Source organism: Streptomyces sp. MGP-P1 (assembly GCF_057766565.1).
The window spans coordinates 563,822-577,446 of sequence record NZ_JBYMEM010000005.1; the positions used below are offsets into that span (position 1 = coordinate 563,822).

The 13,625-nt window shown below is 69.5% G+C and carries 11 protein-coding genes; 7 read left to right on the forward strand and 4 right to left on the reverse strand.

Annotation, left to right across the window (positions count from 1 at the left end; all coding sequences use genetic code 11):
* Positions 1-266 precede the first annotated feature (266 nt).
* Positions 267-1,112: an HAD family hydrolase gene (locus tag AC3CH1_RS11945; protein WP_003967438.1), complete on the forward strand. Its 846-nt coding sequence runs from the start codon at positions 267-269 to the stop codon at positions 1,110-1,112.
* A 643-nt stretch (positions 1,113-1,755) separates the two neighbouring features.
* Here AC3CH1_RS11945 and AC3CH1_RS11950 read toward each other — a convergent pair.
* Positions 1,756-2,583, reverse strand: coding sequence for a Fic family protein (locus AC3CH1_RS11950; protein ID WP_488462878.1), 828 nt, complete (start codon positions 2,581-2,583; stop codon positions 1,756-1,758).
* Between the two features lie 108 nt (positions 2,584-2,691).
* On the opposite strand from AC3CH1_RS11950, the gene AC3CH1_RS11955 reads away from it, so the two are divergent.
* Positions 2,692-3,687 (forward strand): ATP-binding protein, encoded by a 996-nt coding sequence (locus tag AC3CH1_RS11955; RefSeq protein WP_488462879.1) that lies wholly within the window; start codon positions 2,692-2,694, stop codon positions 3,685-3,687.
* Between the two features lie 189 nt (positions 3,688-3,876).
* On the opposite strand, the gene AC3CH1_RS11960 is transcribed toward AC3CH1_RS11955, so the two are convergent.
* A complete protein-coding gene (locus AC3CH1_RS11960) occupies positions 3,877-5,418 on the reverse strand; it encodes a polysaccharide deacetylase family protein (protein WP_488462880.1) in 1,542 nt (513 codons plus the stop codon).
* A gap of 446 nt (positions 5,419-5,864) precedes the next feature.
* Between AC3CH1_RS11960 and acs the strand changes: the two genes are divergently transcribed.
* The 5 genes from acs to AC3CH1_RS11985 all read left to right on the forward strand — a co-directional run bounded on the left by acs (position 5,865) and on the right by AC3CH1_RS11985 (position 11,477).
* Complete coding sequence (gene acs / locus AC3CH1_RS11965; RefSeq protein ID WP_488462881.1) at positions 5,865-7,862, forward strand: acetate--CoA ligase; 1,998 nt, start codon at positions 5,865-5,867, stop codon at positions 7,860-7,862.
* A 284-nt stretch (positions 7,863-8,146) separates the two neighbouring features.
* Complete coding sequence (nhaA, locus tag AC3CH1_RS11970; protein ID WP_488462882.1) at positions 8,147-9,562, forward strand: Na+/H+ antiporter NhaA; 1,416 nt, start codon at positions 8,147-8,149, stop codon at positions 9,560-9,562.
* 40 nt (positions 9,563-9,602) lie between these two features.
* Entirely contained in the window at positions 9,603-10,157 is a 555-nt protein-coding gene (locus tag AC3CH1_RS11975) for a phage holin family protein (protein ID WP_488462883.1), read from the forward strand.
* Complete coding sequence (locus AC3CH1_RS11980; protein WP_488462884.1) at positions 10,154-11,158, forward strand: alpha/beta fold hydrolase; 1,005 nt, start codon at positions 10,154-10,156, stop codon at positions 11,156-11,158. The genes AC3CH1_RS11975 and AC3CH1_RS11980 overlap by 4 nt, the downstream gene beginning before the upstream one ends.
* A gap of 115 nt (positions 11,159-11,273) precedes the next feature.
* Positions 11,274-11,477 (forward strand): hypothetical protein, encoded by a 204-nt coding sequence (locus AC3CH1_RS11985; RefSeq protein WP_488462885.1) that lies wholly within the window; start codon positions 11,274-11,276, stop codon positions 11,475-11,477.
* Positions 11,478-11,557: 80 nt separating this feature from the next.
* Here the strand turns inward: AC3CH1_RS11985 and AC3CH1_RS11990 are convergent, their stop codons facing one another.
* Both AC3CH1_RS11990 and AC3CH1_RS11995 read right to left on the reverse strand, forming a co-directional pair.
* The gene (locus tag AC3CH1_RS11990; protein ID WP_488462886.1) at positions 11,558-12,763 is read right to left on the reverse strand and encodes a MarP family serine protease; all 1,206 of its coding nucleotides are present in this window, start codon (positions 12,761-12,763) and stop codon (positions 11,558-11,560) included.
* 91 nt (positions 12,764-12,854) lie between these two features.
* Entirely contained in the window at positions 12,855-13,619 is a 765-nt protein-coding gene (locus tag AC3CH1_RS11995; RefSeq protein WP_488462887.1) for an NUDIX hydrolase, read from the reverse strand.
* Between the last annotated feature and the right edge of the window lie 6 nt (positions 13,620-13,625).

The following is a 13,625-nucleotide window of genomic DNA, read 5'->3' on the forward strand; positions in this document are numbered from 1 at the left end:
CGAGTCGCACGACACCCGACTCGCGCGATCAGGCCGACGGGCGGCCAGACGGGAGGCTCAGGTGGTTCCCACCCCTAAAACGCGTCCGGACATGCGACGACCCCCGCCGGGGGGGAGAGCGGGGGTCGTCCCCACGGCCGACTCGGGGGGGGGAGGAGCCGGACCGGGTTAGCACGGTCGCGAACGATCCGTGACTTCCATGGTGTACCCGAGGGCCTTCTCAGGCAAACCCACGCGCCGGAGTTTACGCCGAATGGTGGGCCCCTATGCTCAGCGTTGTGGAAAACTGCTTCTCGCCGCGCACAGCAGCCTTCTTTGACCTGGACAAGACGGTCATTGCGAAGTCTTCGACGCTGACCTTCAGCAAGTCCTTCTACCAAGGCGGACTGATCAACCGCCGCGCCGTACTGCGCACTGCGTACGCACAGTTTGTGTTCCTCGCCGGGGGCGCAGATCACGACCAGATGGAGCGGATGCGTGAATATCTCTCCGCGCTCTGCAAGGGGTGGAACGTCCAGCAGGTCAAGGAGATCGTCGCCGAGACCCTGCACGACCTGATCGACCCGATCATCTACGACGAGGCCGCCACCCTCATCGAAGAGCACCACACGGCGGGGCGCGATGTGGTCATCGTTTCGACCTCGGGCGCCGAAGTCGTCGAGCCCATCGGCGAATTGCTCGGCGCCGACCGCGTCGTCGCCACGCGCATGGTCGTCGGTGACGACGGGTGCTTCACGGGAGAGGTCGAGTACTACGCCTACGGACCGACCAAGGCCGAGGCCGTGAAGGCGCTCGCGGTCTCGGAGGGGTACGACCTTTCGCGCTGCTACGCCTACAGCGACTCGGCGACCGATGTACCGATGCTGGAGTCGGTCGGCCACCCGCACGCGGTCAATCCCGACCGCGCGCTGCGCCGCGAAGCGACCCTTCGCGAGTGGCCGATTCTCGTCTTCAACCGCCCGGTCCGACTCAAGCAGCGGCTGCCGGCCTTCTCGATGCCGCCCCGCCCCGCTCTCGTGGCGGCGGCCGCGGTCGGCGCGGCGGCCGTCACCGCCGGACTGGTCTGGTACGCCAGTCGTCGGCGTACCGCCGGCGCCGCCCTGCCCGGGTGAGACGGGGCGGGGCTCAGCCAGGTGAGCAAGGACGCCACCGGAGTGACACCTTCGCCCGATTCGCCCTTGATTGAACCTAAAAGTAAAGAAGCGGGGCCAGGGGTATCCCTTCCTCTGGTCCTGGAGTACAAAGGATTTAACGGCCCGCGAGACCAAGGACATCCGCGAGGATGACCTGAAACGCATAACGGCCCCACGGACCGCGCACGAAAGCCGAGCACCCACGCGACGTCGACCCGTCGATTACGGGCCAGCCGCACCAGGTGACGGGCAAAGTACCCGACCTGATGGGCAAACTACGAGGACGCTTGGTAACTGGGCGGACGTGCCAGCGGCGGTACCGCACATCGGTGCCGCCGCAACCCTTGCCCCGGCCATCAGCCCACGGTCGCCCGCAATTCGACTGCCTCACCCGGCGGCGCCCTCCGCGCCACTCGCACCCTCCGACGGCCGCGGCATCGGCCCCTTGGGCCACTTTCGACCGAAGACACGTCGAGCGTTGAGCGTTGCGGCCACATGCGCTCCGGAGGCCGCGTCGACCTCGATCCCGCGGGCCTCGATCCGGCATCGGCCCGATCCGGCATCGGCCCGATCCGCTACCGGTCCGAGTCGGCGTCGGGCCCCCGGGCAGCGGCAGGGCTCCTCAGGCTGCGCCGCGCTGAAGCGCCTCGCACACCGCGGTCGACTCGCGCACACCCAGCTCGACGGAGCGCCCGCAGTGGGTGATCCAGGCCGCCATGCCATCCGGGGTCCCGGCCGTATAGCCCTCGAACGCCGCGACATAGGCCGCCCGGCCCTGCTCCGCGTGTCCCACCTCGGCCGGGCAGATCGACTTCGGGTCGAGCCCGCTGCCGATCAGCACGATGCGCTCGGCGGTCCGGGCCACCAGACCGTTGTGCGAGCCGAACGGACGCAACGCCAGCAGCTCGCCGTGCACCACGGCGGCCGTGACCAGCGCGGGGGCGCTGCCGCCCGCAATGATCAGCCGCGAAAGCCCTTCGAGCCGTCCGGCGACCTCCTCGGCCCCGGGAACAGGTGCCTCGATCAGCGGCTCGTCGACGGATTCACCCGCCAGTCGAGGGCGCCCCACCACCGCGTCGTCGGGAGTCGCTCCGCCGGCCGCCACCAGATGCAACCGAGCCAGCACCCGTAGGGGTGACTGTCGCCAGATGGAAAGGAGTTGCCCAGCCTCCGCGGTGAGCCTCAGCGCGGCGCCGACCATGCGCGCCTCGTCCTCACCGCTGAAGTCGGTACGCCGACGCACCTCCTCGAGGTTCCAGTCGGCACCGGCCAGCGCGGCCGAACCACGCGAACCCCGCAGTGCGGCTTCGGCCGTGACCTCAGTGCTGCGGCGTCGCATGACGCGATGACCGTAGACCCGGTCGACGGCCTTGCGCACGGAGTCCACGGCATCGGGGACGCCGGGCAGGGAACCGAGCGCGGCGAGCGGGTCAGAGGCAGTCGTACTCATAAGTAGCGAGGCTACGCGCCCACCACGCCCGTACCACCCCCACCCGCAAGTGGCCTTCTTCACGAACAGTGACAGCAGAACGCAATGAACCCGCTACCCTAGGTGAACATGAAGATCGCTTTCGTCGGGAAGGGCGGCAGCGGAAAGACCACGCTGTCCTCGCTCTTCATCCGCCACCTCGCCGCCAACGAAGCCCACGTCATCGCCGTGGACGCCGATATCAACCAGCACCTGGGGGCCGCTCTCGGCCTGGACGAGGCAGAAGCCGCCGCGCTGCCCGCCATGGGGGCGCACCTCCCGCTCATCAAGGACTACCTGCGGGGCGCCAACCCCCGTATCGCCTCCGCCGAGACGATGATCAAGACGACTCCGCCCGGCGAGGGCTCCCGACTGCTGCGGGTCCGCGAGGACAACCCGATCTACTCGGCCTGCGCGCGCCCGGTTCGGCTGGACGACGGGGGCGTCCGGCTGATGGCGACGGGGCCCTTCACGGAGTCCGATCTCGGAGTGGCCTGCTACCACTCGAAGGTCGGGGCCGTGGAGCTCTGCCTCAACCACCTGGTCGACGGCCCCGACGAGTACGTCGTGGTCGATATGACGGCCGGCTCGGACTCGTTCGCCTCGGGTATGTTCACGCGCTTCGACATGACGTTCCTGGTTGCGGAGCCGACCCGTAAGGGGGTGTCCGTCTATCGCCAGTACAAGGAGTACGCACGCGACTTCGGCGTCGCCCTGAAGGTCGTCGGGAACAAGGTGCAGGGCCCGGACGACCTGGAGTTCCTGCGTGCGGAGGTCGGCGACGACCTGCTGATCGGGATCGGCCACTCCGACTGGGTGCGGTCGATGGAGAAGGGGCTGCCGTCCAGGTTCGAGCTGCTGGAGGCCGACAATCGGATGGCTCTGCAGACGCTGCAGGACGCGGCCGAGGACTCGTACGGGTCGCGTGACTGGGAGCGCTACACGCGGCAGATGGTGCACTTCCACCTGAAGAACGCCGAGAGCTGGGGCAACGAGAAGACCGGTGCCGACCTGGCCGCCCAGGTCGACCCCGCCTTCGTGCTCGACGAACGCCACGCAGAAGCGGGCGTGACCGCACCCGCCTGACTCATCGCACGGGCCCCCCTCGTCGGCAGTCTTTCGTCGGCAGTCTTTCGTCGGCCGTCTTTCGTCCGCCGCCTTCGTCCGCCGCCTTTCGTCGGTCCCCTCGCCGGCCGCCTCTCGGTGGCCGACGAGGGAGCGAACGATGCAGCGGGCGCGATCGGCCGATGCTTCGGCCGGCGTTCCCTCGGCGTTTCAGCCAGTCGCTCCGGCTGGAACCGAACCCGCGTCACCCTGACCCGAGGCAGTGCCCAGAGCCCGATCCGGGGCCTGGTCAGGGGTCTCTCCGGCATCCCCGCCCGGAGCCTGGTCCGGTGCCTGGTCAGGGGCCTCTCCGGCGCCCTCGGCCGGGGCCTGGTCCTTGCCTTCGCCCTGACCGTTGCCCTGGCCCTGGTCCTTGCCCTGGCTCTGGTCCTTGCCCTGGTCCTTGTCCTCGCCCCGGTCCTTGTCCGCGCCCTTGTCCTCGGGTCGGGCGGCGGCCTGTTGGGTGCCGAGGTAGGACGACCAGCCCGTCTTGGGCGCCTCGCCGACGCCGAGCGTGGTGAGCTTGGCCAGCGTCTTCGGGTCCTGTGCGTCCAGCCAGTCGGCGAGTTGACGGAAGGACACGCAGCGCACGCCCTCCTTGGTACACACCTGCGCGATGGTCTCCTCGATGGCGCGCATGTAGGTGCCGCCGTTCCAGGACTCGAAGTGGTTGCCGATGATCAGAGGTGCCCGGTTGCCGTTGTACGAGCGGTCGAAGGCCTGAAGCAGCCCGTCCCGCATTTGGTTGCCCCAGTACTCGTGCTGGGAGGGGTCCCCCTGGGTGGCTGTACCGGACTGGTTGACCATGAAGTTGTAGTCCATCGAGAGGGTCTCGAAGGCGCGGCCCGGCATCGGGACGAGCTGGAGCGGAATGTCCCAGACCCCGTCCTTCTTCTTGGGCCAGACCTGGTTGCCGACGCCGCTGGAGTCGTAGCGGAAGCCCATGGTCCGGGCGGCGGCGACCATGTTCTTCTGGCCTTCGAGGCACGGGGTGCGGGCGCCGACCAGTTCCTTGTCGTAGTCGAAGGGGAGCGGGGCCTCGCCCTTCAGCTCCGGAGTGTTGGTCTTCCAGCCCTTGACGAAAGCTTTCGCCTGGCTGATCTCGCTCTTCCACTCATCGACGGACCAGGTCCCGACGCCGCCGTCCTTGCCGCAGAAGTGGCCGTTGAAGTGGGTGCCGATCTCGTTGCCTTCCAGCCACGCGGCACGCACCTCGTTGAGGGTGTCGCGGATGCCCTCGGTGTCGTTGAAGCCGATGTCGGAACGGCCCGGCGCGTGCTGGGGCGGGTTGTAGAGGTCCTTCTTCTCCTCCGGCAGCAGGTACACGCCGCTGAGGAAGTACGTCATCTTGGCGTTGTACTTCTTGGCCACGCCGCGGAAGTGCGAGAAGAGTTTCTGGCTGTCCTCTCCGGCTCCGTCCCAGGAGAAGACCACGAACTGGGGAGGCTTCTCGCCGGGCGCCAGGCGTTCGACGGCCGGAATCTTCGGCTGGGCGCCGGTGAAGGCGGTGGACCCGTCGCCGATGAGCTTGACCGCGTTCTTCGGGGCGGCGGCCGGGGGGTTCTCCTTGGCGCCGTGAGCGCCCTTCTCCGTGTCGGCTCCGGCGCCCCCTGACGCGGACCCTCCGGATCCGGCTCCGGAACAGCCCGCGAGCACGGCGACCAAGGCCGTGGACATGACGCCCAAGGTGATCCTCTTCGTGGCGGCCATCATCCGCCCACCCTCTTCCTTGCAGGTTATTTGCGTTGAAGTGCCGACACGGCGCGGCCAAATTCGCACACGGTTCCGCACGGCGCGGGCGACATACCGAATGAAAAGCTGCTTATTCACCATCAAGAGTCATCAAATAGCCCGAATGCCTTCGGTCTGAACCGGACGCGCCCCGGGCCCGTGCAACCGTGCGACCCCGATCCGGATCGCACCCGCCACACCCACGCATCACACCCACCCGCCACACCCGACCGACACGGCCGACCGCCTCGCCAGACCGGACGCCTCGGCACGCCTCGACGCGCCCCGACGGGGACGGAACTGCACCGCGCCACGCGTCGCGCGGCGACCCTCGACCGCGGGGCGGGATCATGGCCCCATACACGAAGACACAGGTCTAAACCAATTCCCGGCAGGCCCTTGTCACCTGGCCCCGCGCCTGATGAGCTATGCCCCGGGACACAACGGACACCCTGGGACTGGGAGAAGTCGTGAGTAACGAGAGCCTGGCCAATCTGCTTCGGGAAGAGCGGAAATTCGCTCCGCCTGCCGCTCTGGCCGCCAACGCCAACGTCACCGCAGAGGCGTACGAGCAGGCCGAGGCGGACCGGCTGGGCTTCTGGGCCGAGCAGGCCCGCCGCCTGACGTGGGCCACCGAGCCGACCGAGACCCTCGACTGGAGCAACCCGCCCTTCGCGAAGTGGTTCGCGGACGGCAAGCTGAACGTCGCGTACAACTGCGTGGACCGCCACGTCGAGGCGGGCAACGGCGACCGGGTCGCCATCCACTTCGAGGGCGAGCCGGGCGACAGCCGGGCCATCACCTACGCGGAGCTGAAGGACGAGGTCTCCCGCGCCGCCAACGCCCTGACCGAATTGGGCGTCGGCAAGGGCGACCGAGTCGCCGTCTACCTGCCCATGATCCCCGAGGCCGCCATCGCGATGCTGGCCTGCGCCCGCATCGGCGCCGCGCACTCCGTGGTCTTCGGCGGCTTCTCGGCCGACGCCATCGCCGCCCGTATCAAGGACGCGGACGCCAAGGTCGTCATCACGGCCGACGGCGGCTACCGCCGCGGCAAGCCCTCCGCGCTCAAGCCCGCGGTCGACGACGCCGTCTCGCGGTTCGAGAGCGTCGAGCACGTCCTCGTCGTCCGCCGCACCGGCCAGGACACGGCGTGGACCGAGGGCCGCGACGTCTGGTGGCACGAGATCACCGCCCGGCAGTCCGCCGAGCACACCCCCGAGGCCTTCGAGGCGGAGCAGCCGCTCTTCATCCTCTACACCTCGGGCACCACGGGTAAGCCGAAGGGCATCCTGCACACCTCCGGCGGTTACCTCACCCAGGCGTCGTACACGCACAACGCGGTCTTCGACCTGAAGCCCGAGTCCGACGTCTACTGGTGCACCGCCGACATCGGCTGGGTCACCGGGCACTCGTACATCGTCTACGGGCCGCTGGCCAACGGTGCGACGCAGGTCATGTACGAGGGCACCCCGGACACCCCGCACCAGGGCCGGTTCTGGGAGATCGTGCAGAAGTACGGCGTCACGATCCTCTACACCGCCCCCACGGCGATCCGTACGTTCATGAAGTGGGGCGACGACATCCCCGCGAAGTTCGACCTGAGCAGCCTCCGCGTCCTCGGATCGGTCGGTGAGCCGATCAACCCCGAGGCGTGGATGTGGTACCGGAAGAACATCGGCGCCGACACGTGCCCCATCGTGGACACCTGGTGGCAGACCGAGACCGGCGCGATGATGATCTCGCCGCTGCCCGGTGTGACGGAGACGAAGCCGGGAAGCGCCCAGCGCGCGCTGCCGGGCATCGCCGCCACCGTCGTGGACGACGACGCCAACGAGGTGCCGGACGGCGGGGGCGGCTACCTCGTCCTCACCGAGCCGTGGCCCTCCATGCTCCGCACCATCTGGGGCGACGACCAGCGGTTCATCGACACCTACTGGTCGCGCTTCGAGGGCAAGTACTTCGCGGGCGACGGTGCGAAGAAGGACGAGGACGGCGACATCTGGCTGCTCGGCCGGGTCGACGACGTCATGCTCGTCTCCGGGCACAACATCTCCACCACCGAGGTCGAGTCCGCCCTCGTCTCCCACCCGTCGGTCGCCGAGGCCGCCGTGGTCGGCGCCGCGGACGAGACGACCGGCCAGGCCATCGTGGCGTTCGTGATCCTGCGCGGCACCGCCACAGCCTCGGACGAACTGGTCGCCGACCTGCGCAACCACGTCGGCACGACCCTCGGTCCGATCGCGAAGCCCAAGCGGGTCCTGCCGGTCGCCGAGCTGCCCAAGACCCGCTCCGGCAAGATCATGCGCCGCCTCCTCCGCGACGTCGCCGAGAACCGCGAACTGGGCGACGTCACCACGCTGACCGACTCCTCCGTGATGGACCTGATCACCACCCAGCTGCCGTCCTCCTCGTCCGAGGACTAGGACCGACAGAACCGACAGCACAGAACAGAGCAGGCGCAGAACAGACACAGGGCTACACAGGCACAGAGCTACGGAGTACGGCTCCGATGGGCATCCGGCAACGCGCCGGGTGCCCATCGGGCATTTAGTCTGAAGATCACCTCATACGGTCCCACTCCTCACGCCCCCGGTAGAGTGGGCGCTTCACACAACTGCAGAGAACATCTCCACAGGGGCGCCGGGAAGTCTGGTCGGCATGTCCATCAGCCATGCCCTCATGCCGCCCCTGACCTGGAGGTCCTCTCGTGGCACCGCCCAACCCGCCCGCGCCGCCCGTCCCGCCGCGGCGCCCGCTGCTCGGCCGGCTCTCGCTCACCGAGCGGAACTACGTGGCGGAAGCGCTCCGCACCGAGACGGTCGGCGGGGTGCTCCTGCTGGCCGCGGCGGTCGCCGCCCTCGTCTGGGCCAACGCCTTCGGCGACTCGTACGAAGCGGTCAGCAAGTTCCACTTCGGCATCGACGCCATCGGCCTGGACCTCTCCGTCGCGCACTGGGCGGCGGACGGGCTGCTCGCGGTCTTCTTCTTCGTGGCCGGCGTCGAACTCAAGCGCGAACTGGTGGCGGGCGAACTCCGCGATCCGAAGGCCGCGGCCCTCCCGGTGGTGGCGGCGCTGTGCGGCATGGCGGTGCCCGCCCTCGTCTACTTCCTCACCGTGGTCGTCGGCGGCGGCTCGACGAACGGCTGGGCCGTCCCCACCGCCACCGACATCGCCTTCGCGCTCGCCGTCCTCGCGGTGATCGGCACCTCGCTGCCGTCCGCACTGCGGGCCTTCCTGCTGACCCTGGCCGTCGTCGACGACCTCTTCGCGATCCTGATCATCGCGGTGTTCTTCACCTCGGACCTGAACTTCCTGGCGCTCGGCGGGGCCGTCCTCGGCCTGGTCGTCTTCCACTTCCTCCTCCGCTTCGACGTCCGGGGCTGGTACGTCTACGTTCCGCTCGCCCTGGTCATCTGGGGCCTGATGTACAACAGCGGCATCCACGCCACCATCGCCGGGGTCGCGATGGGACTCATGCTGCGCTGCACCCGTCGCGAGGGAGAGAAGCACTCCCCGGGCGAGCACATCGAACACCTGGTCCGCCCACTGTCCGCCGGGATCGCCGTCCCGCTGTTCGCCCTGTTCTCGGCCGGGGTCGCGCTGAACGGTGAGGCGCTGGCCGGTGTCTTCACCCGGCCCGAAACGCTCGGCGTCGTCCTCGGTCTCGTCGTCGGCAAGACCGTCGGCATCTTCGGCGGCACCTACCTCGCCGCCCGCTTCACCAAGGCGGAGCTGAACAAGGACCTGGCCTGGGCGGATGTCCTGGCACTCGCCTCGCTCGCCGGCATCGGGTTCACCGTCTCGCTGCTCATCGGGGAGCTGGCCTTCGAGGGCGACCCGGAGATGATCAACGAGATCAAGGCCGCTGTACTGCTCGGTTCGTTGATCGCGGCCCTGCTCGCCTGCGTACTGCTGAAACTCCGGGTACGCAGGTACAAGGAGCTGTACGAGGCCGAGGAGCTGGACGAGGACGAATCCGGGGTACCCGACGTCTACGAGCAGGATGATCCGGAATATCACCTGCGGATGGCCGCCATCCACGAGCGGAAGGCGGCAGAACACCGCCGTCTCGCCGAAGAGCGGGCGGGGGCAGCGCGCGACGAGACGAACAGTCCGGCATGATCTGACATCGGACGTGTCGAAGACGGAGAGGGAGTCAGGGATGAGCGACCCCGGCAACTACGCGGGCAGTGCGGACCGCAGCATCGGGCAGTTGGTCGCCACGGCGACGGCCGAGATGTCCGCGCTGGTGCACGACGAGATCGCCCTGGCCAAGGCGGAGGTACGGCAGGACGTCAAGCGCGGGGCGATCGGCAGCGCGGCGTTCATCGCCGCGGGCGTACTGCTGCTGTTCACGATGCCGATGCTGAGCTTCGCGGCCGCGTACGGGATCCACAACCTGGGCCTGGGCCTGGCGTGGTCCTTCCTGATCGTGGCGGGCGCCTTCATCATCCTGGCCGCCCTGATCGGATTCATCGGCCTGCGGAAGTTCAAGAAGATCAAGCCGCCGGAGAAGTCCATCGCCTCCGCCAAGCAGACCGCCGCCGTCCTGCAGAAGGCCAAGCCGCACCCGCGCCCGTCGATCGCGGCCGACGCGATCATCGAGCGCTCCGGCAGCAGCCTGGCGAGGAAGAGCGTCGAGAGCGGCTCCGCGAAGGACGCCGGTAAGAACACCGGTAAGGGCAGGGCCGCCGTTGTGGCACGCTCGTCCACATGACGGTTCCCGATTCCAGCGCATTCGGCCCGATGGGTCCGGCAGCCCCGGCCGAACCGGCCACGAGCCCCGCGGGCCGGGCCGCCGCCGGTGGCCCGGTGCGCCTCGACGGCCCCTGGACCCACCGCGACGTGGCGGCCAACGGTGCGCGGTTCCACATCGCGGAGATGGGCGAGGGGCCGCTGGTGCTCCTGCTGCACGGCTTCCCGCAGTTCTGGTGGACCTGGCGCCACCAGCTGCCGGCGCTCGCCGACGCGGGGTTCCGGGCGGTCGCGATGGACCTGCGGGGGGTGGGCGGCAGCGACCGAACACCACGCGGTTACGACCCCGCCAACCTGGCCCTCGACGTCACCGGGGTGATCCGCTCCCTGGGTGAGCCCGACGCCGCCCTGGTCGGCCACGACCTCGGCGGCTACCTCGCCTGGACGGCCGCCGTGATGCGCCCCAAGCTGGTCCGCCGGCTCGCCGTCTCCTCCATGCCGCACCCCCGCCGCTGGCGCTCGTCGATGCTGTCCGACTTCGCGCAGTCGCGGGCCGGTTCGTACGTCTGGGGCTTCCAGCGCCCGTGGCTTCCGGAGCGTCAGCTCCTCGCGGACGACGCGGCGCTGGTCGGGAGCCTCATCCAGGACTGGGCGGGCCCCCGCACCCCGGACTTTCCCGACGAGGAGACCCTGGACGCCTACCGGCGGGCCATGAGCATCCCCTCCACCGCCCACTGCTCGATCGAGCCGTACCGCTGGATGGTGCGGTCGATGGCGCGTCCGGACGGGATCCAGTTCAACCGGCGGATGAAGCGTCCGGTCCGGGTGCCCACGCTGCACCTGCACGGGTCGCTCGATCCGGCGGTCCGCACCCGTAGTTCGGCCGGGTCCGGCCAGTACGTCGAGGCGCCCTACCGGTGGCGACTTTTCGACGGTGTCGGGCACTTCCCGCACGAGGAGGATCCGATCGGCTTCTCCACCGAACTCATCAACTGGCTCAAGGACCCCGAGCCCGACCGGTAGCCGCCCGCCCGTCACGGGCACGCGTGTCCGACGAACAGCCAATTGCCCGCCGCATAGGCCAATTGGCTGACTCTCGCACGATTACCGACCTTGGGTCACGGGCAGACGTCGGGGTATGGGCTGGACGCACGACTTCACTGACGAAGCACGCAACCGCCGCTCCACCGCGTCAGCCGGTGTGAGCACTCATGAAGGGGGCGGCCTCCGGGGCCGGGTGCACGGTGTGCATGACCTTCACCGTTCCCGCCTCGGGATTCCGCGCATCCTCCGCCGTCGGGCCCGCTGGGTCTCGGCACGGCTCCGACACCCCCGTAACTGACCCTCACCGGCCCGGCCGGGCCGGACGCCAGGGGTGTCCGGCAGGGATGTCGGACACGCCCTAGAGTGCTCGTTCCGGCCCTAGAGGGCGCAGCCCTGGCTGTCGACCTGCTGGTTGGCCTCGCGGCCGATCTCGATGTCCTCGCGGATCTCGTCGGCCGTCAGCGCGTAACCGGTCTCCGGGTCGTCCAGCGACTTGGCGAACACCACTCCGTACACCTTTCCGTCCGGAGTGAGCAGCGGGCCGCCCGAGTTGCCCTGGCGCACCGTCGCGTAGAGCGAGTACACATCGCGGCGCACCGTGCCCCGGTGGTAGATGTCCGGGCCGTCGGCGTCGATGCGGGCGCGGACGCGGGCCGAGCGCACGTCGTACGCGCCGTTCTCGGGGAAGCCCGCGACGATCGCGCTGTCGCCGGTCTCCGCGTCGTCGTCCGGGCCGGTGAACTGCAGTGGCCTGGCCCGGAGATCGGGGACGTCCAGGACCGCGATGTCGCGCTGCCAGTCGTAGAGGACGACCTTCGCGTCGTACAGCCGGCCTTCGCCGCCGATCTGCACGGTGGGCTCCTCCACACCGCCGACCACATGGGCGTTGGTCATCACCCGGCGCTCGGAGAAGACGAAGCCGGTGCCTTCGAGGACCTTGCCGCAGCTCGGGGCCGTGCCCACGACCTTGACGATCGACTTCTTGGCGCGGGCGGCCACCGGGCTGCCCACGAGCGCCGGGTCCGGGGCCTTGACCTCGGTGATCGGCTCGTTGGCGAACGGGCTGAAGACCTGCGGGAAGCCGTTCTGCGCGAGGACGGAGGAGAAGTCCTGGAACCAGCTGGGCGCCTGCTCCGGCATCACCCGGTCGACCCCGAGCAGCACCGAGGAGTTGCGGACCTCCTTGCCGAGGGTCGGCAGCGAGGTGCCCGCCAGCAGCAGGCCGATCATCCAGGCCACCAGCAGCATGGCCACCACGTTGACCAGGGCGCCTCCGGTGGCGTCCAGGGCGCGCGCGGGCGACCACGTGATGTACCGGCGGAGCCGGTTGCCCAGGTGGGTGGTGAAGGCCTGGCCGACCGAGGCGCAGACGATCACGATGACGACCGCGCCGATGGCGACGGCGGTGGAGACCTCGGCGTCCTCGGTCACCCGGTCCCAGATGACCGGCAGCAGGTAGACGGCGACGAGACCGCCCCCGAGGAAGCCGATCACCGACAGGATGCCGACGACGAAACCCTGGCGATAGCCGATGACCGCGAACCACACGGCAGCCAGCAGCAGCAGGATGTCCAGCACGTTCACCGTCTGTAGCCTCGCAGTTTCGTCACCTGGCCCGTCGGTGGTGACGGGGTCCGGGCCGGGCCCGGAACAGCGCAGCAGGACAGCCAGCGTGTCATGCGCGCCAGTCGAGCGGCACCTGTCTGGCCCTGTCCCAGGGGCGTTCCCATCCCGCGTAGTGCACAATCCGGTCGATCACTCCGGCGGTGAAACCCCAGACCAGGGCCGATTCGACCAGGAATGCCGGGCCGCTGTGCCCGCTCGGGTGGATGGCCGTGGCCCGGTTCGCGGGGTCCGTGAGATCCGCCACGGGGACCGTGAAGACCCGGGCCGTCTCGGCTGGATCGACCACCCCGACCGGGCTGGGCGCACGCCACCAGCCGAGCACGGGCGTCACGACGAAACCGCTGACCGGGATGTAGAGCCGGGGCAGCACGCCGAAGAGCTGTACGCCCCGGGGGTCGAGCCCGGTCTCCTCCTCGGCCTCGCGCAGCGCCGCCCGCAGGGGCCCGGTGGTGGCCTGGTCGCCGTCCTCGGGATCCAGCGCGCCGCCGGGGAAGGACGGCTGCCCGGCGTGGGAGCGCAGGGTCACGGAGCGCTCCATCAGCAGCAGTTCGGGCCCGCGCTCCCCCTCGCCGAACAGGACCAGGACGGCGGACTGCCGGCCCACCCCGCTCTCGGGCGGCAGGAAGCGGCTGAGCTGCTGCGGCTGGACGCTGCGCGCTGCCGCCGCGACGGGGTCGAGCCACGCGGGCAGGCCGTCCGTGGTGATGGCGACGGCCGGGTCGGGAGCGCGGCCGCCAACGCCGCGACCCGGCCCCTCGGCGAGGTCGTTCCCGGCGTGCGTCGTGCCGTGTGTGTGCGTGTGCGCGTGCGTCATAGGCAC

Bases quoted from the DNA above. Each gene is read 5' to 3' on its own strand.
- AC3CH1_RS11950 (WP_488462878.1), bottom strand. From the start codon at position 2,583: ATGAGTACGACTGCCTCTGACCCGCTCGCCGCGCTCGGTTCCCTGCCC.
- AC3CH1_RS11945 (WP_003967438.1), top strand. From the start codon at position 267: ATGCTCAGCGTTGTGGAAAACTGCTTCTCGCCGCGCACAGCAGCCTTC.
- AC3CH1_RS11975 (WP_488462883.1), top strand. From the start codon at position 9,603: ATGAGCGACCCCGGCAACTACGCGGGCAGTGCGGACCGCAGCATCGGG.
- AC3CH1_RS11995 (WP_488462887.1), bottom strand. From the start codon at position 13,619: ATGACGCACGCGCACACGCACACACACGGCACGACGCACGCCGGGAAC.
- AC3CH1_RS11985 (WP_488462885.1), top strand. From the start codon at position 11,274: ATGGGCTGGACGCACGACTTCACTGACGAAGCACGCAACCGCCGCTCC.
- AC3CH1_RS11955 (WP_488462879.1), top strand. From the start codon at position 2,692: ATGAAGATCGCTTTCGTCGGGAAGGGCGGCAGCGGAAAGACCACGCTG.
- AC3CH1_RS11980 (WP_488462884.1), top strand. From the start codon at position 10,154: ATGACGGTTCCCGATTCCAGCGCATTCGGCCCGATGGGTCCGGCAGCC.
- AC3CH1_RS11960 (WP_488462880.1), bottom strand. From the start codon at position 5,418: ATGATGGCCGCCACGAAGAGGATCACCTTGGGCGTCATGTCCACGGCC.
- acs (WP_488462881.1), top strand. From the start codon at position 5,865: ATGCCCCGGGACACAACGGACACCCTGGGACTGGGAGAAGTCGTGAGT.